General features: G+C 69.7%; 26 protein-coding genes and 1 tRNA gene. 9 read left to right on the forward strand and 18 right to left on the reverse strand.

Going from position 1 to position 18,990, the window contains the following annotated elements; genetic code table 11:
• Window positions 1-21 precede the first annotated feature (21 nt).
• The 5 genes from AXA68_RS09125 to AXA68_RS09140 all read right to left on the reverse strand — a co-directional run bounded on the left by AXA68_RS09125 (window position 22) and on the right by AXA68_RS09140 (window position 3,748).
• Complete coding sequence (locus tag AXA68_RS09125) at window positions 22-915, reverse strand: cation diffusion facilitator family transporter (protein ID WP_066415644.1); 894 nt, start codon at window positions 913-915, stop codon at window positions 22-24.
• Between the two features lie 252 nt (window positions 916-1,167).
• The gene (locus AXA68_RS17105) at window positions 1,168-1,326 is read right to left on the reverse strand and encodes a hypothetical protein (protein WP_198530046.1); all 159 of its coding nucleotides are present in this window, start codon (window positions 1,324-1,326) and stop codon (window positions 1,168-1,170) included.
• A 58-nt stretch (window positions 1,327-1,384) separates the two neighbouring features.
• Window positions 1,385-1,855, reverse strand: a complete 471-nt coding sequence (locus AXA68_RS09130; protein WP_066415646.1) for a TIGR00725 family protein — start codon at window positions 1,853-1,855, stop codon at window positions 1,385-1,387.
• Window positions 1,856-1,912: 57 nt separating this feature from the next.
• On the reverse strand, window positions 1,913-2,329 hold the full coding sequence (locus AXA68_RS09135; protein ID WP_066415648.1) for a DUF3830 family protein: 417 nt from the start codon (window positions 2,327-2,329) through the stop codon (window positions 1,913-1,915).
• A 57-nt stretch (window positions 2,330-2,386) separates the two neighbouring features.
• Complete coding sequence (locus AXA68_RS09140; protein ID WP_080505217.1) at window positions 2,387-3,748, reverse strand: Zn-dependent hydrolase; 1,362 nt, start codon at window positions 3,746-3,748, stop codon at window positions 2,387-2,389.
• Between the two features lie 281 nt (window positions 3,749-4,029).
• Here AXA68_RS09140 and AXA68_RS09150 point away from each other — a divergent pair, with 281 nt between their 5' ends.
• The 4 genes from AXA68_RS09150 (at window position 4,030) to AXA68_RS16780 (ending at window position 8,574) form a co-directional block, all read left to right on the forward strand.
• Window positions 4,030-4,689: an HAD family hydrolase gene (locus tag AXA68_RS09150; RefSeq protein WP_066415651.1), complete on the forward strand. Its 660-nt coding sequence runs from the start codon at window positions 4,030-4,032 to the stop codon at window positions 4,687-4,689.
• Window positions 4,690-4,758: 69 nt separating this feature from the next.
• A complete protein-coding gene (locus AXA68_RS09155; protein ID WP_066415655.1) occupies window positions 4,759-5,931 on the forward strand; it encodes an MFS transporter in 1,173 nt (390 codons plus the stop codon).
• Window positions 5,932-5,993: 62 nt separating this feature from the next.
• Complete coding sequence (locus AXA68_RS09160; protein WP_066415657.1) at window positions 5,994-8,357, forward strand: ATP-dependent DNA helicase; 2,364 nt, start codon at window positions 5,994-5,996, stop codon at window positions 8,355-8,357.
• A 64-nt stretch (window positions 8,358-8,421) separates the two neighbouring features.
• A complete protein-coding gene (locus tag AXA68_RS16780) occupies window positions 8,422-8,574 on the forward strand; it encodes a hypothetical protein (protein WP_157884823.1) in 153 nt (50 codons plus the stop codon).
• Window positions 8,575-8,802: 228 nt separating this feature from the next.
• On the opposite strand, the gene AXA68_RS09165 is transcribed toward AXA68_RS16780, so the two are convergent.
• The 11 genes from AXA68_RS09165 to AXA68_RS09210 all read right to left on the reverse strand — a co-directional run bounded on the left by AXA68_RS09165 (window position 8,803) and on the right by AXA68_RS09210 (window position 14,588).
• Window positions 8,803-9,414, reverse strand: coding sequence for a translation initiation factor IF-2 subunit beta (locus AXA68_RS09165; protein WP_066415658.1), 612 nt, complete (start codon window positions 9,412-9,414; stop codon window positions 8,803-8,805).
• A gap of 93 nt (window positions 9,415-9,507) precedes the next feature.
• Window positions 9,508-9,582, reverse strand: a tRNA-Met gene (locus AXA68_RS09170).
• A 113-nt stretch (window positions 9,583-9,695) separates the two neighbouring features.
• Complete coding sequence (gene ftsY / locus AXA68_RS09175) at window positions 9,696-10,808, reverse strand: signal recognition particle-docking protein FtsY (RefSeq protein ID WP_066415660.1); 1,113 nt, start codon at window positions 10,806-10,808, stop codon at window positions 9,696-9,698.
• A gap of 11 nt (window positions 10,809-10,819) precedes the next feature.
• Window positions 10,820-11,272 (reverse strand): prefoldin subunit alpha, encoded by a 453-nt coding sequence (gene pfdA, locus AXA68_RS09180; RefSeq protein WP_066415663.1) that lies wholly within the window; start codon window positions 11,270-11,272, stop codon window positions 10,820-10,822.
• Window positions 11,272-11,448, reverse strand: a complete 177-nt coding sequence (rpl18a, locus tag AXA68_RS09185; protein ID WP_066415665.1) for a 50S ribosomal protein L18Ae — start codon at window positions 11,446-11,448, stop codon at window positions 11,272-11,274. Before rpl18a ends, pfdA begins: the two co-directional genes overlap by 1 nt.
• A 105-nt stretch (window positions 11,449-11,553) precedes the next feature.
• Complete coding sequence (locus AXA68_RS09190; RefSeq protein ID WP_066415668.1) at window positions 11,554-12,219, reverse strand: translation initiation factor IF-6; 666 nt, start codon at window positions 12,217-12,219, stop codon at window positions 11,554-11,556.
• Window position 12,220: 1 nt separating this feature from the next.
• On the reverse strand, window positions 12,221-12,499 hold the full coding sequence (locus AXA68_RS09195) for a 50S ribosomal protein L31e (RefSeq protein ID WP_066415670.1): 279 nt from the start codon (window positions 12,497-12,499) through the stop codon (window positions 12,221-12,223).
• A gap of 5 nt (window positions 12,500-12,504) precedes the next feature.
• The gene (locus AXA68_RS09200) at window positions 12,505-12,657 is read right to left on the reverse strand and encodes a 50S ribosomal protein L39e (protein ID WP_023498294.1); all 153 of its coding nucleotides are present in this window, start codon (window positions 12,655-12,657) and stop codon (window positions 12,505-12,507) included.
• Window positions 12,658-12,786: 129 nt separating this feature from the next.
• Window positions 12,787-13,917, reverse strand: coding sequence for a M20 family metallopeptidase (locus tag AXA68_RS09205; RefSeq protein WP_066415673.1), 1,131 nt, complete (start codon window positions 13,915-13,917; stop codon window positions 12,787-12,789).
• 97 nt (window positions 13,918-14,014) lie between these two features.
• Window positions 14,015-14,221, reverse strand: coding sequence for a hypothetical protein (locus tag AXA68_RS16090; RefSeq protein ID WP_080505218.1), 207 nt, complete (start codon window positions 14,219-14,221; stop codon window positions 14,015-14,017).
• 82 nt (window positions 14,222-14,303) lie between these two features.
• On the reverse strand, window positions 14,304-14,588 hold the full coding sequence (locus AXA68_RS09210; RefSeq protein ID WP_066415675.1) for a DUF357 domain-containing protein: 285 nt from the start codon (window positions 14,586-14,588) through the stop codon (window positions 14,304-14,306).
• 115 nt (window positions 14,589-14,703) lie between these two features.
• On the opposite strand from AXA68_RS09210, the gene AXA68_RS09215 reads away from it, so the two are divergent.
• From AXA68_RS09215 to AXA68_RS09230, 5 genes are all read left to right on the forward strand, one after another.
• Window positions 14,704-14,910 (forward strand): DUF4177 domain-containing protein, encoded by a 207-nt coding sequence (locus tag AXA68_RS09215; protein ID WP_066415676.1) that lies wholly within the window; start codon window positions 14,704-14,706, stop codon window positions 14,908-14,910.
• Window positions 14,907-15,875: a hypothetical protein gene (locus AXA68_RS09220; RefSeq protein WP_066415681.1), complete on the forward strand. Its 969-nt coding sequence runs from the start codon at window positions 14,907-14,909 to the stop codon at window positions 15,873-15,875. The genes AXA68_RS09215 and AXA68_RS09220 overlap by 4 nt, the downstream gene beginning before the upstream one ends.
• A gap of 73 nt (window positions 15,876-15,948) precedes the next feature.
• Complete coding sequence (locus AXA68_RS17470; RefSeq protein ID WP_269799192.1) at window positions 15,949-16,080, forward strand: hypothetical protein; 132 nt, start codon at window positions 15,949-15,951, stop codon at window positions 16,078-16,080.
• Between the two features lie 133 nt (window positions 16,081-16,213).
• Window positions 16,214-16,969 (forward strand): pirin family protein, encoded by a 756-nt coding sequence (locus AXA68_RS09225; RefSeq protein WP_066415683.1) that lies wholly within the window; start codon window positions 16,214-16,216, stop codon window positions 16,967-16,969.
• Between the two features lie 120 nt (window positions 16,970-17,089).
• Window positions 17,090-18,310, forward strand: a complete 1,221-nt coding sequence (locus AXA68_RS09230; RefSeq protein WP_066415689.1) for an LEA type 2 family protein — start codon at window positions 17,090-17,092, stop codon at window positions 18,308-18,310.
• A gap of 16 nt (window positions 18,311-18,326) precedes the next feature.
• On the opposite strand, the gene AXA68_RS09235 is transcribed toward AXA68_RS09230, so the two are convergent.
• A complete protein-coding gene (locus AXA68_RS09235; RefSeq protein WP_066415691.1) occupies window positions 18,327-18,527 on the reverse strand; it encodes a hypothetical protein in 201 nt (66 codons plus the stop codon).
• Window positions 18,524-18,976: a DUF5804 family protein gene (locus AXA68_RS09240; RefSeq protein ID WP_066415693.1), complete on the reverse strand. Its 453-nt coding sequence runs from the start codon at window positions 18,974-18,976 to the stop codon at window positions 18,524-18,526. Before AXA68_RS09240 ends, AXA68_RS09235 begins: the two co-directional genes overlap by 4 nt.
• Window positions 18,977-18,990: the final 14 nt, after the last annotated feature.

An 18,990-nucleotide genomic window follows, 5' to 3' on the forward strand; every position in this document is an offset into this window, starting at 1 on the left:
GGTCGCGTACGCGGTGACCGGTCACGACTCGGTTGCGTCCTTCCACTCGCCGAGTCCAGCCGGGTCGAGATGGACGTGGACGTCCGAAACCGATCCGGCCTCGCGGACGCGTTTGCGGAGATCCGATTCGAGGTCGTGTGCCTCGACCACAGTCAGGTCCCGGTCTACTTCGGCGTGGAACTCGACTTCGACCACGTGCCCGGAGTAGTACGCGACGAAATCGTGAATCCCGTGAACGGCCGGGTGCTCCCGGATCCGCCGTTTGATCGCTTCCTGTTCTGATTCGGGGGGCGCACTGTCGGCGATGTACCGAACGTTCTCCCGAGTGATGTCTACACTCTGATGAATGACGAGCAGACTCACGATGCCGCCCGCGATCGGGTCGAAGATCGGATAGCCGACGGCCATACCCGAGACGCCCACGAGGGCCGCACCCGTGGTATAGAGATCATTGAGGCTGTCGGCGGCAAGCGCTCGAAGGCTGGGCAGCTGGAGCTCCTGATTCTTGTATTGGGTATACCAGTAACAGAGGTACATGTCACCGAGCGCGAACAGGAGTCCGAGGACGAGCCAACCGCTGTACTCGGCGGCGACTCCGGTCAGAACCGAGTGCGCTGCGTCGTACAACAGTTTGAGTCCGAGAAGAACGAGGATCCCACCGACGAAGAGCGCCGAGAGGGGTTCGAACCGGTTGTGTCCGTGCGGATGTGAGTCGTCGGCATCGTCGAAGACGGACCGGCCCCAGATCAGGACGACGCCGCTCGCGAGAAGGTCAGCGACGGAGTGAGCCGCGTCAGCGATGAGCGCGAGGCTTCCGGTGAGGAGTCCGAGCGCTCCCTCGACACCGATCTTGAGGGCATTCAATAGGACGTTGGCCCAGGAGACTTTGAGAAAGGTCGCACGTGCGTCCGTCATGGTATGCTGGTATACTGCTACTCCCGCATAAGAGGCCTCATTAGGCGCATATAATCGGTTTTTTGATTCAGTCTAAATATCTCTGGATCACCGCGAAACATTGGACACCCAGGGGCTCCTCGGACGACCGTGTCTACGCGCACGTCGCGAACGGCGGTCTCAGCTAACTGTCGTGCGGCCGCGAATTCTTCCACGCTAGTCGGTGACTCTCCATGGGAGGTCGATGAGCCGCCGAGAAACCGCCGGTGCGTTCTACTTCAGGTTCGGCGGGTCGTGGTCGTCGTCGAGGAAGTAGCTGTCCGCGTCGGGGTCGAAGTACACCTGGAGCGCCCGGATCGACCCGACGAACGCGGCGAACGCGGCCACGCCGAACCCGACGACGCCGTAGAGGAGCACGATCGCGAGCGACATCGGCGAGAGTTCTCGGTCTACCGACGTATCTCTTGTGTCGATCGACGCCCGGTATCGGTCACGACTCCGTCCCCGCGGCCGCCTCGACGTACTCCACCGCGGCGGTCGGGGAGGCAACCGCCTCGACGCCCTCGACCTCGTGGGTGTCGAGCCCGGCCACGGGCCGTCCGTGCGCGAGCGCGAGTCCGATCTCCGAGAGCGTGCCGTACGAGCCGTCGACCGCGATCGCGGCGTCGCCGTTCATCACCACGAGCGCGTTGCGGGCGTGACCCAGTCCGGTCGCGATGGGGGTCGTGACGTACGGGTTCGCGTCCTCGCGTCGGTCGGTCGGGAGGATCCCGATCGTCTCGCCGCCGTCTTCGTGCCCGCTCCCCGCCTCGCGAGCGCCCCGACAGACCGCCTCCATCACGCCGCCGAGGCCGCCGCAGACGACGGCGTGGCCGCGAGCGGCGAGTTCGGCTCCGAGTTCCTCCGCGACCGCCGCCGTGTGGGGCGGGACGGAACTCCCGCCGATGACGCTCACGCGCATGCCGGAACTCCCCCGCGGAGGCACAAAAACCGGGGGTTTCACTGGACCGCAACGCGGCTACGAATCGACTTCCCTGATCTCGACGTCGTGGACGCCGTCGCGGAGCGTCGCCCGTTCGACCTCGCGAAGCTCCTCCGCTGTCGCGTCGACCGTCGCGAAGTGGTTGCCGGCGAGCTCGCCCGCGGGACTCTTGAAGCAGGTCGGCCCGCAGGGGAGGAGGATCTCCTGTTCGTTCCGATATCCCGGGTACAACAGGAGGTCGCCGCGCGACGGGTAGACCGTGTGGTTCTCCCGGGGGATCTCCGGGAGGTCGATCTCGTCGATGTTGATCCAGGTGGCGATCCCGCTCCAGCGAACGTGCATGAGCTCCGACTCCAGGGGCAGGAACTCGCGAACCGCCGCGACCGACTCGGGCGCTCGGTCCTCGTGGAGTTCGGCCGTGAACGTCGTTCCGTCGATGTCGATCGCAATCATGGCTAGTGTCGTGTGTGCCGTCGGCGTCGCCGATCTTAACGGTGTCGTCGGCGTCGGTCACGGATCGTTAAGGTCGGTGGCGGTACCGTTGCCGTCGGCTACGCTGTCCTCGTCGGCGTTGGAATCGCCGTCGGTCCCGGGCTCGTCACCGCCGCCGGTGCCGGTCGTCGCGAGCCGCGCGAGCGACTCCGCGAGCACGGTCGCCGCGGCTGCGCAGTCCGCCCAGTCGGCCCGCTCCTTCGGCGAGTGGGAGTGCCCGTTCTCGGACGCGACGAAGAGCAAGGCCGCGTCGGTCACGTCGGCGACCCGCATCGTGTCGTGGCCGGCACCCGAGTGGACGGCCAGCGTGTCGACGCCGGCGCGGCGCGCGGCCGCCTCGACGACCGCACGACACCGGTCGGAGAGGGGCGTCGGCGGCACGTCGTACGGACGCTCCAGCGACGTGGAGACGCCGCGGTCGGCCTCGACCGACTCCAGGACGCGCCGCACCGCGTCCAGCTGGCGGCGGATCTCCGAGCGATCCACGGAGCGGAGGTCGAGGCGAAGCGACGCCGACCCCGGAACGACGTTCACGGCGTTCGGGTCGACGTCGAGCTCGCCGACCGTCCCAACCGCGGTCCCGCTCCCCGTCGCGGCCGCCTCGGCGGCGGCCTCCTCCGTCGCGAGAACGACCTCACTCGCCGCCGCGAGCGCGTCCGTCCGGTCCGCCATGCTCGTCGTTCCGGCGTGGTCGGCCTCGCCCTCGATCGTCACGTGACACCGGACGGTGCCGGTGATGTCGGTCACGACGCCGAGCGGGACGCCGGCCTCCGCGAGTCGGTCGGTCTGTTCGATGTGGAGCTCCAGCCAGGCGTCCCACTCGCTCGCGTCGAGCCGGCCGGTGCCGCGGTAGCCGATCCGCGAGAGCGCCTCCTCGAGCGTCACGTCGCCGTCCGACAGCGCCAGCGCCTCGTCGATCCGGCGCTCGCCGGCGGCCACGGAGGACCCGAGGACGCCGTCGGCGAAGCGGGTCCCCTCCTCGCCGGTGAAACAGACGACGTCCACCGGGCGGACGGGAGAGACCTCCGCCTCGCGGACCGCGCGGACCGCCTCCAGCGCGGCGTAGACGCCGAGCGGTCCGTCGAAGATGCCGCCGCGGGGCACCGAATCCAGGTGGCTGCCGGCCGCGACCGGGGCCGCCGCGGGGTCCGCGGTCGGCGGCGTCCAGCGCCCGGCGACGTTGCCCACGGCGTCGATGCGGACGTCGAGCCCGGCCTCCTCGAGCCGATCGACGAGGTAGTCCCGGGCCCGCGCGTTCGCGGCGTCGGCCGGGAGGGTGGTCCGTCCCCGGCCGTCGTCCGCGTCCACGGCCCCGAACGCGGCGGTCCGTTCGAGGTGCGCTCGAAGGCGCTCGCCGTCGACCCGAACGCGGGCCGTCACGCGATCACCCGACGGAGTGCGACCGAGGACGGCCGCTCCGTCGACGGGTCACCGAAACCGGAACGCGACCGCGGGATCGAGAGAGTCACTCCATCACCGAAGCCAGCTATTTCGGAACGGTTGAAAAGGATACCGGCCGTTCGCCTCCGAACGACCCCGTCGGCGGCCCCGACCGCCGGCGTCTCGCCCGCTTCGCCGGTCGCGATCGGGGCCGCCGCGGGTTCGAACGGCATCCGTTGCCGAGGTGAAACGTTTTTACCCGTCGGCCGAGGAAGGACCGTATGAGATACGATACCGTCGTCTTCGACAACGACGGTGTTCTCGTCGGCCGCACGCGCTTCGACGTGCTCCGGGAGGCGACCCGGGACGCGTTCGAGGAGTGTGGCGTCGACGACCCCGACCCCGACGACGTAGAGCGGATGACGATCGGCGCGACCCCCGGCAGCGTGGGGACCGTCTGCCAGACGTACGACCTCGATCCGGGCTCGTTCTGGCGGACGCGCGACGACGTGGTCTCGAGGGCCCAACAGCAGGAGGCGCGCGCGGGCCGGAAGACCCCCTACGACGACCTCGACACCCTCGAGGACCTCGACGTGAAGATGGGGATCGTCTCCTCGAACCAGCAGGCGACCGTCGACTTCCTCGTCGACCACTTCGACGGCTTCGAGGAGTTCGGCGCGGCCTACGGCCGCGAGCCCACGATCCACAGCCTCCAGCTCCGGAAGCCGAACCCGCACTACCTCGAGCGGGCGCTCGGCGATCTGGACGCCGACTCGGCGCTTTTCGTCGGCGACAACGAGTCCGACGTGAAGGCCGCGGAGAACGCGGGCGTCGACTCCGCGTTCATCCGCCGCCCCCACCGCCGCGACTGGGAGCTCAACGTCTGGCCCACCTGGGAGATCGAGACGCTGGACGACCTCTTCGACGTCTGTGGCGTGTGACGGTCGGGAGGTCGCTTCGCCGGGGCTGACCGGCCCGACCGGTCACGGAATCTCCCGATTCTCGCTCGCATGACCCGACGAGCCTTCGGTACGCTCTGCGGGCTCGTCTTCCTCATCAACCTCGGACGCGTCGCGTTCGCGCCGCTCGTCCCGACGATCGGCTCGGAGTTCGGCGCGAGCCCCGCGGTCGTCGGCTCGGTCACGACGCTGGTGTGGCTCGGCTCCGCGCTCCCGCGGATCCCCGTCGGCTATCTCCTCACGCGGGTCCCGCGACACTACGTCGTCCTCGGGTCGGGCCTCTGGCTCGCTGGTGCCGCGATGTTCACCGGCAGCGCCGGGTCGATCCCGGCGCTCCGGGTCGGCGCGCTCTCCATCGGACTCGCCTCCGGCGCGTACTTCGTCGCCGCGATACCGCTCGTCGCCGAGCTGTTCCCGAGCGGGCGCGGGCGCGCCATCGGGATCCACGGGGCGGCGAGCCAGCTGGCGGCCGTCGTCGCCCCCGGCGTCGTGGTCGGCGTTCTCGTCGTCGCCGGCTGGGAGGACGTCTTCCGGCTGCTCGCCGTCGCCGCGCTCGCGGTGACCGCGGTCCTCCTCGTCGTCCTCCGCCGGCACCCCCTCCCGGAGAGCGCGGGCGCGGACCGCGACTTCCGCTCCGTGCTGGGTCACTGGCGGATCATCCTCCTCGTGATCGTCGTCGTCGCCACGCCGGGCTTCGTCTGGCAGGGCGTGTTCAACTTCTACGTCACGTACCTGACCGGCACGAAAGGGATCTCCGGCGGGTTCGCGAACGCGCTTCTCACGGTCGTGTTCGCCGCCGGCCTGCCGGGGTTCTGGTACGGCGGTCGGCTCGCCGACCGGCTCCCGCAGATCCCGTACCTCCTCGGGATCCTCGTCGCCTTCGCGACGGCGCTCGGCGTCCTCGTGGCCGCCCAGTCGGCCGTCGCGCTCGTCGTCGCCACCGCCCTGCTCGGCTTCGTGATCCACACGACGTTCCCCGCGGCCGACACGTTCCTGCTCGACTCGCTGCCGGCGGACGTCCGCGCCAGCGCGTACGCGGTCTTCAGCGGCACCGCCCTGCTCGTCGAGTCCACCGGCAGCGGGGTGTTCGGCCTCGCGGCCGAACGGGTCGGCTTCGACGCCGCGTTCGCCGCCGGCGCGGCCGGCGTCCTCGCGCTCGCGGCCGTCCTCGCCGCGGCGCACGTCGGGCGCGGGCTTCCCGACGGTCCCGCGGCCGTCGAGTAGGGGATCGATCCGCCGGCCCTCGCTCTGAAGGTTTAACCGGGGTGGGGCGTAACCCGGGCGTAGTGACGAACGACCCGCCGTGGGCCGACGTGTTCGGCCACGAGGAGCCGTACCCCGAGCAGGCGGACGGCATCGACGCCGCGATCGACGCCGCCGAGGACGGCGGCTTCCTCGCGCTCGAGGGCGCGTGCGGCACCGGCAAGACGATGCTGGCGTTGACCGCCGGTATCGACCGCGTCCGCGACCCCGACTCCGACTTCGAGCGCGTGTTCGTGCTCACGAGCGTCAAACAGCAGCTCCGCCAGTTCGAGACCGATCTCGAGACGGTCAACGCGAACCTCCCCGACGACTACGACCCCGTCTCCGGGCTGACGCTCGTCGGCAAGGCGGACGTCTGTCCGTACGCCCGCGAGAACCGCGCCGGTATCGACCGCGAGAACGTCTACGAGCGCTGTGAGGGGCTCCGCGAGCGCACCCGGAACCTCGTCGGCGACGGCGGCGAGACGAGCGCCGGAGCCCTCGCGAGCGAGGCGCGGAGCCAGCAGGTCGGCCTGCTGGACTCGGGAACCGCGAGCGGCTCCGACGGCGGATCGACCGGCGGCGGAGCCGCCGCCGACTACCTGACCGTCGACGGCGAGCCGACGCCGTACCCGCCCGACACCGAGACGTTCGGCGAGACGGAGTTCTGTCCGTTCTACGCGGGCTTCCTCGACGATGTCCCCGACGACGGCGGCGACCCGGCGGAGGCCGTCCCGTTCGATATCACCGAACTCGGCCACGTCGACGCCGAGGAACTCGTCCGGCTCTCGGCTGGCCACGGCTCGTGTCCCCACTCGGTGATGGGCGCGCTCGTCCCCGAGGTCGAGGTCGTCATCGGCAACTACTACCACGCGTTCGACCCGACCACCACCGCGACGTTCACGGGCGCGCTGATCGACGACGCGACGTTCCTCGTCTGTGACGAGGCGCACATGCTCGAGCCCCGCGTGCGGGACCTCGTCAGCGACGCGGTCGCCGACGCGAGCCTCCGGGACGCGGTCTCGGAGATCACCCGCGTCGTCCAGCCGCTCTCGTTCGAACGCGAGGGCGCGGAGTCCGCGGACGCCGACCTCGTTCGCGGGGAGCTCGAGGAGAGCGACGTGACGGTCGAGGAGCTGGAGGCGGTACGGGAGTTCTACGCGGACCTCCGCGGGGAGCTCGACCGTCGGGTCACCGACCGCCTCGACCGGGAGCGCCCCGACTGGCGCGCGTCGATGCGCGAGCTCGAGGACGACGAGATCCCGCTTCGCGACCCCGAGGAGCCGGGCGAGGACGCGATCACGGCGTGGGCGAAGGAAGCCGGGTACCGCGACCGCGTCTGGTCGCGCGCGCCCGCCGTCGGCGCGACCGTCAAGCGCGTCCTGGACACGCTCGAAGACGAGGACAAGCGGCGCGCCGCTCCCGGCGTCGGGCGCACCCTCAACGCGTGGTACCGCGAGGGACATACCGAGTTCTTCCGCGCCGTCGACCTCGAGCGCACGTACGACGAGACGGAGCCGCCGGACTCGTGGCGGCGCGCGTACAACGCGAGCCTCGCGCTGTACAACTGCCTCCCGAGCGGGCCGATCGGCGAGCGGCTCGGCGAGTTCGGCGGCGGCGTCGTGATGAGCGCGACGCTCGAGCCGATGGACGTGTTCCGGGAGGTGACGGGGCTCGACCACCTCGCGGAGCGGGGCCGACCGGTCGTCGAGCGGACGTACGGGCTCTCGTTCCCGCCGGAGAACCGCGCGAGCTTCGCGGTCGACGCGCCGAAGTTCACCCACGCCAACCGCGGCGCGCCGGGCGAGCGAACCGACGCCCGGCTCGCCCACCTCGACGCGGTCGCGACGGTCGCGAGCCGCGACGGCAACGTGCTGGTCGGCGCGCCGAACTACGCCGAGGCGGCGTGGTTCGCCGACGAGCTCGACGCGCGCCTCGAGAAACCCGTCCTCCTCGATGAGTCCTCGGGCGACCGCGAGACCGAGTCGCTCAAGGACGCCTTCTTCGCCGGCGAGGGGAAGGTGCTCGTCACGAGCCTCCGGGGAACGCTCACCGAAGGGGTCGACTACCGCGGCGACCGGCTCGCCGCGGCGGTCGTCTGCGGCGTCCCCCTCATCAACACCGCCCGGCCCCGAACGCGGGCGGTGATCGCGGCGTACGACCGGCGCTTCGAGTCGGGGTTCGAGACCGCGCTCACCGTCCCCGCCGTCCGGAAGGCGCGACAGGCCGTCGGCCGGGTCATCCGCGGCCCCGACGAGCGCGGGGTCCGTGTCCTCCTCGACGCGCGGTACGCCCGCGAGTCGTGGAACGGCGTCCGCGAGTACCTCCCCGAACACGAACGCGAGGAGTTCCAGCCGGTCAGCACGGACATGCTCTCGGTCGCGCTCGACCGGTTCGATGTGGACTGATAGGCAATGACTACCGGGTCGACAACGAGCGCTTAACTAACCGCTCCGGACGCGCAGTGGTCCTATGACCCCACAGAAGCGTACCAAGCTGTACCACGCCGTCTGCCGCGACTGCTCGCTCGAGCGCGTCTTCGACTCCGCCGACGCGGCCGAGACGTTCGTGACCCGCCACGTCGAGGAGACCGCACACACGGCGCTCGCCGAACGCGTCGACTGAGAACCGACGGGCGAGTGCGGAAGCGACGGGCGAGGGCGAGTGCGGAAGCGACGGGCGAGGGCGAGTGCGGAAGCGACGGGCGAGGGCGAGTGCGGAAGCGACGGGCGAGGGCGAGTGCGGAAGCGACGGGCGAGGGCGAGTGCGGAAGCGACGGACGAGGGCGAGAGCGGAAGCGACGAGCGATATCGGTCGCGAGCGGTGTGATCGCGGCGAGCGCCGCGACCGCGGTCAGTTCTCCCGGCGGGCGAACGCGAGGTTGCCCGAGACGTTCTTGATGTACGCCCGGACGGTGTCGCCCTCCTGTGCGCCGGGGACGAAGACGGTGTACTCGCCGCGCTCGGCGACGCCGTCGCCCTTGCGGCCCGTGCCGACGATCTCCAGCTCGTAGGTGTTGCCCTCCTCGATGGCCTCCTCCTGGCGCTGGGTGTTCGACGTCGTCTGTTTCGCGACCGGTCGGAACGCCCCGCAGGCCTCACAGCGGAGCATGGGCGTCCGGTTCTCCGTCTCCAGTCGCGTGTCGGGCAGGCCACACTCCGAGCAGGTGACGAACGACTCGATGTACGAGTCGATCGCCGCCTGGAAGTCGCGCTCGCGGAAGTTCCCGCTGTATCGCGCGCGGCCGTCCTCGTACTGGCCGGCCGTCCCGAGCTCCTGTTGGATCTTCGAGTGGACGTGTTCGGGCTCGCGGCTCAACGCGTCCGCGATGGCCGAGAGGTTCGTCAGTCGGGTGAACGCGCCGTCCTTCTGCGTCTCGGGGTCGGGGACCGACAGCCGCTCGTCGGACCCGTCGAAGTCCGGGACCGCGTCCATCGCGCGGTCGAGGCTCGATTCGTACTCCATACGCGAACGGTGGACTGGGCGACGGAAATCGCTTCCGGGTTGGATCGAGCGGCGAGTCGTCCGACTTCCACCGGAGAGAACGTCGAAGAGAAGTAGCGGGAGGTAGATTTGAACTACCGATCTCCGGGTTATGAGCCCGGCGGAATCTCCTGGCTATCCCATCCCGCTACCGTGATCAAACCGCGGTGAACTGTTAAGGGTTCTGATCCCGTCGCCGGTGTGCGGTTCGCTCCCGTAGACGTTATAAACGAATCGGGGGAGTTGCGGCCCGGACGACGACCCTACTCCTCGCCGAGCAGGCTGTCGACGAGCGCCTCCGGATCGAACCGCGCCAGGTCGTCGTACCCCTGGCCGGTCCCCAGAAAGAGGATCGGCTTGCCGGTGACGTACGCGACGGAGATCGCCGCGCCGCCGGAGGAGTCGGCGTCCGCCTTCGTCAACACCGCGCCGTCGATCTCGGCGGCCTCGTTGAACTCCTTCGCGCGGTTGACCGCGTCCTGGCCGGCGACCGCCTCGTCGACGAACAGCGTCATGTCCGGGTCGACGACGCGGTCGATCTTCTCCAATTGCGCCATCAGGTCGTCGCTCGTGTGGAGCCGGCCGGCGGTGTCGCCGAGGACGACGTCGACGTCGTTGGCCGCGGCGTACTCGACGCCGTCGTAGATCACGGCCGCCGGGTCGCCGCCCTGGTCGTGGGAGATCAGCTCGCGGTCGAGCCGCTCGGCGTGCTCGGCGATCTGCTCGTTCGCGCCCGCGCGGTAGGTGTCGCCGTTCGCCAACACCGACGAGTAGCCGCGGTCGTCGAGCCACTCGGAGAGCTTGGCGATGGTCGTCGTCTTGCCGACGCCGTTGACGCCGGTGAAGACGATCGTCAGCGGCTTCTCCGCCTCCGCGACGCGCTCCTCGAAGTCGAACTGCCCGACCGCGATCACGTCGAGGAGCGCGTCGTGGAGCGCCCGCTCGACCAGCTCGCCGGTCGTCTCGACCTGCTTTCGCGACTCGCCGAGCATCGTCTCGCGGACCGTCTCGAGGATCCGTTCGGCGACGCTCATCTCCACGTCGCTCTCTAAGAGCGCCATCTCGAGCTCCCAGAGCGGCTCCTCTAAGTCCTCCTCCTCGATGATGATCCGGCCGGTCGCGAACGCCTTCGCGCGCTGGAAGGTGCTCGGCTCCGCCGAGCCGTCCCTCTCCTCGTCAGTCGGGGCGTCGGTCGCGGCGGACTCGGCCGTTCCGCTCGCCCCGTCCGCGTCGGCGGTCTCGACCGTCTCGGCTGCGGTCTCGGGCTCCGCGGCCGCGTCTGGCGCGTCCTCGCCCTCGGGGACCTCCTCGGCGTCCGTGGACTCCTCTACGTCCTCACGGAAGCTGCTCAGCTTGTCCTTCAGTCCGTCGAACACGGTCCGTTACCTCACTCGTCGTCGGCCTGCCCCTGCATCTGTTGCATCTGCTGTTGTTGCATCTGTTGTTGCATCTGCTGGGCCTGCTGTTCGAGCTCCTGGCTCTCGTCTTCCAGCTCGGCGATCTCCGCTTCCGTCTCCTCGATGCGGTCGTCGAGCGCCTCCTGTTTGCGGCGGAGCACGTCGATGGCGTCGTCCTGCTCCTGCTCGGCCGAGTAGTTGCCGCCGAGCGAGACGACGATCTCGTCGATGTCCTGGACCTCCGCGCGGACGTACGCGCCGCCGCCGAGCGGCACCTGAACCGTCGCGCCGGTCTCGAGGGTCTCGATCGCCTCGACGGCGTCGTCGATGTCGGCCTTCTCCTGGCGGTACTCCTCGACTTCCGTCTCGAGTACCTCGATCTCCTCGTCAAGCGCCTGAAGCTCCTGGGAGAGCTGCTGGAGCTGCTGTTGTCCGCCGCCCATCATGCCGCGGACACCTCCTCGATCTCGATCTGGGTGCGCTTCCGGTTGTGCTGGCTACCGACCTGCGTGTAGATGCGCTCGCGCGCGAGGTCCTCGTTCTCCGCCTCGACGTCCTTGGTGAACGGCTGGAAGCCGTCTCTACTCTGGAACCGCCCGCTCACGGTGTAAGTACTCATGTTCCGACTTCCGGCAGGGACAGGGAAGTATCTTCCTAAAAACGGACGACGGGACGGAACGGAACGGACCGCCGAGATCGGGAGCGAGAGCGACGTAGACGACGATCAGTCGATGAATCCGAGCGTCTCCTCGATGCGCCCGAGCTCGGGGCCGGTCGTGTCCTCGCCGACGACGTAGCCGTCGTCGCTCGCGACGAGCCCGGAGCCGACGAGCGGCGCGCCGTAGTTGACCGTCCCGAGGTCCGCCCGAACGTCGAGCGCCTCCTCGACGGCCTGTAACTCCGACTCCCGCGACTTCGGGTGACAGAGCACGCCCGTGTCGTTCGCGACCGCGGCGGTGCCGACGGTCCGCACGTCCGCGAGGTCGCCGCGCTCGACCGGGACCGAGAGCGTCTCCTTGATCGTCGTGATCGCCTCGCGCGGGAGGTCGGGGTGGACGTACGCGCCGTAGTCGTTGGCCAGGACGACGTTGCCGGCGGCGTTGATCCGGCCGGGAAGCTCCGCGATCTCGCGGTCCGCGGCCTCGGCGATCCGCTCTCTCTCCCGGTCGGTCGCGCGCTCGGAGACGAGCACGCCGTTCTCGTTGCCGGTCGCGAGCGACCCGACGGTGTTGGAGCCGCCGACGGTCGTCGCGAGCACGTCCGCGCCGAGCTCGTCGGCGAGGTCGTCGGCGAGGTCGTCGTCGACGTCCGGCCTGACCAGAAGGAGGTCGTCGACGACGCGGGCGAAGACCCCCACGTACGACGAGCCGGTGAAGGTCGCCCGTAACACGTTACTCGGCGTGCTCGGCTTCGACGACCGGCTCGCCGTCCTCGACGAACCGGGCCGCGCGGACGCGGAGCTTGCTCGGCGGGTTCTGCCGACCGTTCGCCCAGACGGCCTCGTTGACGGAGGCGTCGAGGATCACGTCCTCGCCGTCGACCGAGAAGTGCTTCGCGAGGTGCTCGCGGACGATCTTCACGGCGTAGTCGGCGCGCTGCTGGACGGGCTTCTCCTTTGCGTCGCGGAGCGGGACGGTGACGACACGCTCCTCGAAATCACTCGTGCTCATCTACTCTACTCGTCGAGGTCGTTCCGGCGCCAGTTGCGCCGCTTGGGGTTTCGCGTGACGTTCATGTCGGTCTTCATCATGACCCACGCGGGGACGCGGGTGTTCTGGCGCTCCGCCTTCGCCAGCCGCTTCTTCTTGGCCTTCGATTTGTCTCCCATAGTGGGCCTCACTTCCGCCGGACCGCATAAAACCCCTTCCATACGACCCCGACGAGCGGGCCGTCACGGCGGCGGTTCGGTCGGACCGTCACGGCGGCGGTTCGGTCGCTCGTCGCGCTCGCCGCCCGATCACCACCCGCGTTCCGCGAGCGCCGCGTAGACCTCCCGACACCGCTCCAGCACGTCGATCGAGACGCTCTCCGTCTCCGTGTGCGCCTCGCCGGGTTCGGAGGGGCCGCAGACGAGACACTCCGTGCCGGCCTCCGAGAGCCACCCCGCGTCCGTGGCGTGCGGCTTGGTGACGTGTTCGGGGCGGTCGAGCCCGCGGGCCTCGTGGACCTCGCGTGCGGCCGCGAGCGCCGCGTCCGCGAACGCGTCGTCGCCACAGCCCATCGGCGGGAGGTCTTGGTCGACGACCCACTCGACGCCCGGAACCTCCTCCGTGCGCGCGAGGTCCGCCCGCTCGCCGGGGACGGTGCGCTCGTCGATCGTGACCTCACACCGGTCGGGGATCACGTTCCAGGTGTCGCCGCCGTGGAACTCCGTGACGACGACGGAGCCCGTCACGTCCTCGCCGAACACCGTCGTCGCCGGCGCGTCGAGGTCGCGGACGACGTCGACCGCGTCGCAGGCGCGGTAGATCGCGTTCTCGCCCGCCTCGGGCTCGGAGGCGTGTGCCGAGGACCCCTCGGCGACGAGCGTCGACGCCCGCCGGCCCTTGTGCGCGACGACGACGTCGGTCACGCCCGGCTTCGAGTAGTTCGTCGACCCCTCCGCGACGAGCGCGTGGTCGGGGCGGAACCCCTCCTCTATCGCGTGCCGTGCGCCCTCGCCGCCGGTCTCCTCGCCGACGAAGGAGGCGACCGCGAGTTCGCGGCCCGCCGGCGGCGTCGCGTCCCGGAACGCGAGCAGGCAGGCCGCGACCGCGCCCTTCATGTCGGCCGTCCCGCGCCCGAAGATCCGGCCGTCGCGACGTTCGACCACGTACTCGCCCTCGCCCGTCGTCTGTCGCTCCGCCGGCGGGACCACGTCGTGGTGGCCGACGAGCGCGACCGTCTCGGCGTCGGGGTCGGTTCCGGGCCCGCTCTCGTCGCTTCCGTCGGCCCGCCTGTACGCGATCACGTTGCCGACGGCGTCGCGCTCGACGTCGGCGTCGGTCTCCGCCCGGAGCCACTCCTCGATGGCGTCGCCGGCGGCGGTCTCGTCCTCGTGGGAGGGGATCGAGACCAGCCGTTCGGTCAGGTCCGCGAGTTCGCTCATACACGCGAGTCGAGAGTCGAGTACTTAAATGCGGTCGGGAGGCTTCGGCGAACCGTTCACGGATCGATGAGTTCCGTTCCGGTGCGGTCAGGGCCACTCATGTCGTAACGCTACTGACTGCCTTGTCCAGAACCGGTGTAATAACTACGAATCCGATGAAGATCGCGACAACGTAGGCGATGAACTCGGTACCGATCGTGATTGGGTCAGCAAGACCGCCAGTATAGGCGTTATAGAGCGTGAATATGGCCGCAGCAACTACGGCGTTCGGAAGGTGATCGTGAACCAACGTTCGTAGCTTCATAGACGGGATCGTTCAGCGAATCTTCAAATTCGTATCGGTTAGGACGTGGTCGTCCGAGACGGCTCACGCCGGTACGATCCCGTCACGTCGTGAACAGTTCGGTGTCGTCGGGGACCGCGAACAGTCCCAGCCGAACGCCGGCGTCGAGCCAGCCGTAGCCGTACGAGTAGGACGCGAGCGCGTTGACCGGGTCGTCGTCCGCGCGGAAGTGACGCCCGTCCTCCAGGTACGACTCCGCCATCTCGGCGACGTCGTCGGCGGCGTCGCCGAGCGGGGTGTCCGCCGGCGGCCGCGGCTCCGCGGCGTCGAGCGCGTCGGCGAGCATTCGCTCGTAGCGGTCCGTCTTCTCCGCGAGGTCGGCGGGCATACCCTCCCGTCCGCGGGGACGACCAAAAGTCATCGACACTCGTCACCGCCGTTCGGCGCGGCACCGATCCCCGGCGACGCGAGGCTATAGGGGGCTCCGGCGTGTAGCCGTCCGCATGTCGGAACCCGACGGCGTCCGCTGGGAGTACGAGACCCTCCGGCCGCCCCGCGACGAGACGCGAAAGGAGGCGACGGACCCGGAGGCGGAGCTGAACGAGCTGGGAGCCGAGGGGTGGGAGCTCGTGACGACGATCGACTACGAGGGCGGCGGCAGCAAGTTCCTCGTGTTCAAACGGCCGGCCCGGTCGAACGAACGGGCATGACCGGCGGGCCGTCCCGCCCGGCGCGCTGGTTCCTGGTGGACGCGAACCGGCTGCTCGTCGCCGGCGTCTCGACGTTCGCCGTGTTCGTCGCGTTCGTGGCGGTCGCCTCCGGAGTCTCGCCGTCGTTCGTCGCGCGGGTCGAGTCGGGCGACCCGATCGAGACGATGTTCGGGACGATGATCACGGTCGTCGTGACCGGCACGACCCTCGTCGTCACGATCGGCCAGCTCGTGCTCACCCAGGAGAACGGGCCGCTCGGCGACCAGCGCGACCGGATGAGCAACTCGATGGACGTCCGGGAGTTCACCGCGGAGCTGACCGGCTCGCCGGCCGCCACCGACCCGGCCGCCTTCCTCGACGACCTCGTCCGGACCGCCGCGGACCGGGCGGAGACGCTGCGCGAGTCCGCTTCGGGGGGCGAGGACGCGTCGCTCGAGTCGGCCGTCGAGGGGCTCGCCGAGGACGTCGGCCGCAACGCCGACGCCGTGAGCGACCGGCTCGACGGGGCGCGGTTCGGCTCCTTTTCCGTCGTCTCCGCCGCCCTCGGGTTCGAGTACGGCCGACTGCTCGGGCGGGCCGAGCGGATCGCCGCCGACCACGACGGGACGCTCTCCGACCGCGACCGGGAACTCCTCGAGGAGCTGAAAGGGTCGCTGTCGCTCTTCGGACCTGCCCGCGAGCACGTCAAGACGCTGTACTTCCAGTGGGCGCTCATCGAGCTCTCCCAGCTGATCCTCTACGCGGCGGTGCCCGCGCTGGTCGTCGCGGGCGTCACGCTCGCGGTCGTCGACGCCGCCGCGGTGTCCGGATCGACGCTCGGGATCGCCCACCTCGCGCTCGTCGTCGGCGCGGCGTTCGCGGTGACGGTCCTGCCGTTCATGCTGTTCGTCTCCTACGTCCTCCGGATCCTGACGGTCGCGAAGCGGACGCTCGCCATCGAGCCGCTGGTGTTGCGGGAGGAGTGACCGACGACCGCCGTTCGTTCCACCCCGGCGTGAAAGCCGACGTTTTATGTTCCGGCTGATCGATGCCTCTCGCATGAGCATAGGGAAGATCCTCAGCGGAGAAGAACTCACGATGCGGCGCGCGGGGATCATCATGGTCGGCTGGATCGCGTTCGTCTGTATCGTCTCGGTTCTGCTTCTCCTCTTTACGGCGTTCCGGGTGTGACCCCGGCGACGCGGCGTCGACGCCGGACGCGGCGACCGTGGATCCGGCGACCGTGACCGTCGGCGGCCGGGTCGCGGGATCTCGCCGAGCGGCGGGACGCGGTCTATTTGTGCGTCGCGCCCGTACCGTTCCCATGAGCACCGGATCGGCGGCGACGCTTCACACCGCCCCGCGGTCGACGGTCGAACAGGATCAGGGGTCGTTCCGAACGCGGTTCAACTTCCCCGGTCGGCTCCGTCCCGGCCACGACGACCACGGGTACGGTCCCCTCTCGACCGTCGTCGAGTCGTTCATGGACCCCGGCACGCTGATCCCGATGCACCAGCACCGGAACGAGGAGATCGTCTCGTGGGTGCCCGCGGGCGTGATGCGTCACGACGACCGCGATGGCAACGAGCTCGTGACCGACGCCGACCACCTCATGGTCATGAACGCCGGCGAGGGGTTCTGGCACGAGGAGCGCACCCTCGCCGACGACCCGCCCCTGCGGATGCTCCAGATCTTCGTTCGCCCGCACGAGCTGGACCTGCCGGCGGGGATCCAACACGAACCCCTCCCGGACCCGGTCGCGGGCGAGTGGCGGCACCTGTTCGGTCCCGAGGGGTCCGACGCGCCGCTCTCGGTCCGCAACGAGGTCCACCTCCACGACGTCCGCCTCGAGGCGGGTCAGCAGGTCGACGTTCCGGCCGGCGACGGCTGGGACACGTACTTCTACGTCTTCGACGGAACCGTCTCCGGCGGCGGCGAGACCCTCGAGTCGACCGAGAGCGGCCTGCTCGTCGGCGACGGTGCCGACCTGACGCTGACCGCCGACGCCGACGCGACCTTGGTCGCGTTCCGCGTCGACCCCGACGCGCCGGTCACCCGGCAGGGGACGATCGGTCGGTAACTCGGCGCGAGGCGATCGGTCGGTAACTCGGCGCGAGGCGATCGGTCGGTGAGCCGCCGGGTGGCCGATCGATAGCCCGAGGAGCGGTACGGTTTTACCGATCCGCCGGTTCGACCGACCATGGATACGGGCGCCATCCGTTCCGTCCTCGCGGGGTCGAAGCTCAGGATCGCGCTCCTCGGGGTACTGGTCGTCGTCGGGGCCGTCGGCGGAGCGTTCGCGCTCGGGATACTCGGAACGCCGAGCGTCGCGGCCGTCGACAACTCCTTCGGCGAGGTGACGAACGAGACGACGACCGTCGAGACGGACGTCGTCGTCTCCAACCCGAACCCGGTCGGGATCGGGCTCGACGGCGTGGCCGTGAACTACACCGTCTCGATGAACTCGATCGAGATGGCGCGGGGCGGTCGCGAGGGGATCCGGATCGGGACCGGGAACTCGACGGTGGCGCTCGAGACGCGGATGCGAAACGACGCGATCCCCCCGTGGTGGGCCAGCCACGTCCGCAACGGCGAACGAACGACCGTCGACATCGACGCGACCGTCACCTCCGACCGGCTCGGGCGGGGGGTGGCGTTCAGTCGGAGCCGCGAGATAGAGACGGACCTCCTCTCCGCGTTCGACTCCGAGGAGACGCGGCCGGTGAACGCCGACAGCGCCCTCGTCGACGATCCGGTGTTGTACGTCAACGAGACGCGCGGCCAGTGGGGGTCGGTCTCCGAGTCGGAGACGCCGATCGACATGGCGTTCGTGGTCTACAACCCGAACCTCGAACCGTACGCGGTCACCGAGATCGGCTACGACGTCACGATGAACGGCGTCGAGATGGGATCGGGACGGACCGACGAGGGCTACGTGATCCCCTCGCGGACCTCCGAGACCGTCGAACTCACGACGGCCCTCGACAACGAGCGGCTCGACGAGTGGTGGGTCACCCACCTCGATCCGGCGGTCAACGGTCACCAAGTGAGCGACCTCCGGATCGAGTTCTACGCCGTGGTCGAGTTCCCCTCCGGCGGAGAGGTCACCGTCCCGCTGGACCAACTCACCTACGAGGAGACGATAGAGACCGATATCTTCGGCGAGGGCGAGGACGTCCGCGACTCCGCGAACGGAACCGACGGGGAGGCCGAGCCCGACGGCGACGACTCCGGCTCTACCGACGGGTCTTCGGACGGAGACAGCCGGACTGACGACGGCTCCACCGACGATACCACCGGTGGCGCGACCGACGACACCACGGACGACACGACCGACGGCACGACCGACGGCAGCACGACCGACGGATCAACCGACGACGGAAACGAGACGGGATCCGACGACGGCGTTCTCCCGTTGTGAGGAGCGGATCCGTTCCTCACTCCCCGCCGCTCCGTCGTAACAGAAGGGTCGCGACGCCGAAGGCGAGGCCGCCGAACGTCCCCGTGACGACCGCGTCAGTCGGCCGTCCGCCGGCGACCGTGAACTCGACGACGCCCGCCACGGCGATCCAGACGGCGACGGTCGCGAGGAGGTACCTCGTCGGGTTCGAGCGGTCGGGATCGATCGAGGGCGTCATCCCGAGAACTCCGCCTCGCTCACCCGGACCACGAGCGTCTCCTCGACGTCGCGGAGGTCGTACTCGGGCGTCTCGCCCTGCGTCCGCCGGACGAAGAGCGGCTCGACCGGCTCGCCGTCGACGAGGCCGAACACCTTCAGCCGCTGGTCCGTCTCCTCGGGCGGAACCTCGCCGTCGCGGACCTCGCGTGCGAGGTCGCGCGAGAGCCACTCGGTGCGGGAGATCGATGGCTCCAGGACGATGGCCTCGGCGACGAACCGGACGAGATACCATTCCAGGTCGTTCAGAAGCGACACCGCCGTTCCAAGGCTCACGGTGTCGACGGCGACGCTGTTCGCGAACGGCTCGTCGATGTCGTAGGTCGCGAGCGCCTCCCGTGCGGTCTCGCGGGACAACAGCTCGTAGCTCAGGTTCACGTCGGATTCGCCGAGGAGACACACCCGCGTCACGTCCGTGAACTCGG

This window comes from Halorubrum aethiopicum (genome assembly GCF_001542905.1).
Lineage (GTDB): Archaea > Halobacteriota > Halobacteria > Halobacteriales > Haloferacaceae > Halorubrum > Halorubrum aethiopicum.

What these genes read in the sequence shown, in the direction of transcription:
- AXA68_RS09230 (WP_066415689.1), top strand. Translation starts at nt 17,090, where the DNA reads ATGGATACGGGCGCCATCCGTTCCGTCCTCGCGGGGTCGAAGCTCAGG.
- AXA68_RS09200 (WP_023498294.1), bottom strand. Translation starts at nt 12,657, where the DNA reads ATGGGAGACAAATCGAAGGCCAAGAAGAAGCGGCTGGCGAAGGCGGAG.
- AXA68_RS09165 (WP_066415658.1), bottom strand. Translation starts at nt 9,414, where the DNA reads ATGGAGTACGAATCGAGCCTCGACCGCGCGATGGACGCGGTCCCGGAC.
- AXA68_RS17105 (WP_198530046.1), bottom strand. Translation starts at nt 1,326, where the DNA reads ATGTCGCTCGCGATCGTGCTCCTCTACGGCGTCGTCGGGTTCGGCGTG.
- AXA68_RS09225 (WP_066415683.1), top strand. Translation starts at nt 16,214, where the DNA reads ATGAGCACCGGATCGGCGGCGACGCTTCACACCGCCCCGCGGTCGACG.
- AXA68_RS09235 (WP_066415691.1), bottom strand. Translation starts at nt 18,527, where the DNA reads ATGACGCCCTCGATCGATCCCGACCGCTCGAACCCGACGAGGTACCTC.
- AXA68_RS09220 (WP_066415681.1), top strand. Translation starts at nt 14,907, where the DNA reads ATGACCGGCGGGCCGTCCCGCCCGGCGCGCTGGTTCCTGGTGGACGCG.
- AXA68_RS17470 (WP_269799192.1), top strand. Translation starts at nt 15,949, where the DNA reads ATGAGCATAGGGAAGATCCTCAGCGGAGAAGAACTCACGATGCGGCGC.
- AXA68_RS16090 (WP_080505218.1), bottom strand. Translation starts at nt 14,221, where the DNA reads ATGAAGCTACGAACGTTGGTTCACGATCACCTTCCGAACGCCGTAGTT.
- AXA68_RS09155 (WP_066415655.1), top strand. Translation starts at nt 4,759, where the DNA reads ATGACCCGACGAGCCTTCGGTACGCTCTGCGGGCTCGTCTTCCTCATC.
- rpl18a (WP_066415665.1), bottom strand. Translation starts at nt 11,448, where the DNA reads ATGAGTACTTACACCGTGAGCGGGCGGTTCCAGAGTAGAGACGGCTTC.
- AXA68_RS09125 (WP_066415644.1), bottom strand. Translation starts at nt 915, where the DNA reads ATGACGGACGCACGTGCGACCTTTCTCAAAGTCTCCTGGGCCAACGTC.
- AXA68_RS09130 (WP_066415646.1), bottom strand. Translation starts at nt 1,855, where the DNA reads ATGCGCGTGAGCGTCATCGGCGGGAGTTCCGTCCCGCCCCACACGGCG.
- AXA68_RS16780 (WP_157884823.1), top strand. Translation starts at nt 8,422, where the DNA reads ATGACCCCACAGAAGCGTACCAAGCTGTACCACGCCGTCTGCCGCGAC.
- AXA68_RS09135 (WP_066415648.1), bottom strand. Translation starts at nt 2,329, where the DNA reads ATGATTGCGATCGACATCGACGGAACGACGTTCACGGCCGAACTCCAC.
- AXA68_RS09215 (WP_066415676.1), top strand. Translation starts at nt 14,704, where the DNA reads ATGTCGGAACCCGACGGCGTCCGCTGGGAGTACGAGACCCTCCGGCCG.
- AXA68_RS09195 (WP_066415670.1), bottom strand. Translation starts at nt 12,499, where the DNA reads ATGAGCACGAGTGATTTCGAGGAGCGTGTCGTCACCGTCCCGCTCCGC.
- pfdA (WP_066415663.1), bottom strand. Translation starts at nt 11,272, where the DNA reads ATGGGCGGCGGACAACAGCAGCTCCAGCAGCTCTCCCAGGAGCTTCAG.
- AXA68_RS09150 (WP_066415651.1), top strand. Translation starts at nt 4,030, where the DNA reads ATGAGATACGATACCGTCGTCTTCGACAACGACGGTGTTCTCGTCGGC.
- AXA68_RS09210 (WP_066415675.1), bottom strand. Translation starts at nt 14,588, where the DNA reads ATGCCCGCCGACCTCGCGGAGAAGACGGACCGCTACGAGCGAATGCTC.
- AXA68_RS09205 (WP_066415673.1), bottom strand. Translation starts at nt 13,917, where the DNA reads ATGAGCGAACTCGCGGACCTGACCGAACGGCTGGTCTCGATCCCCTCC.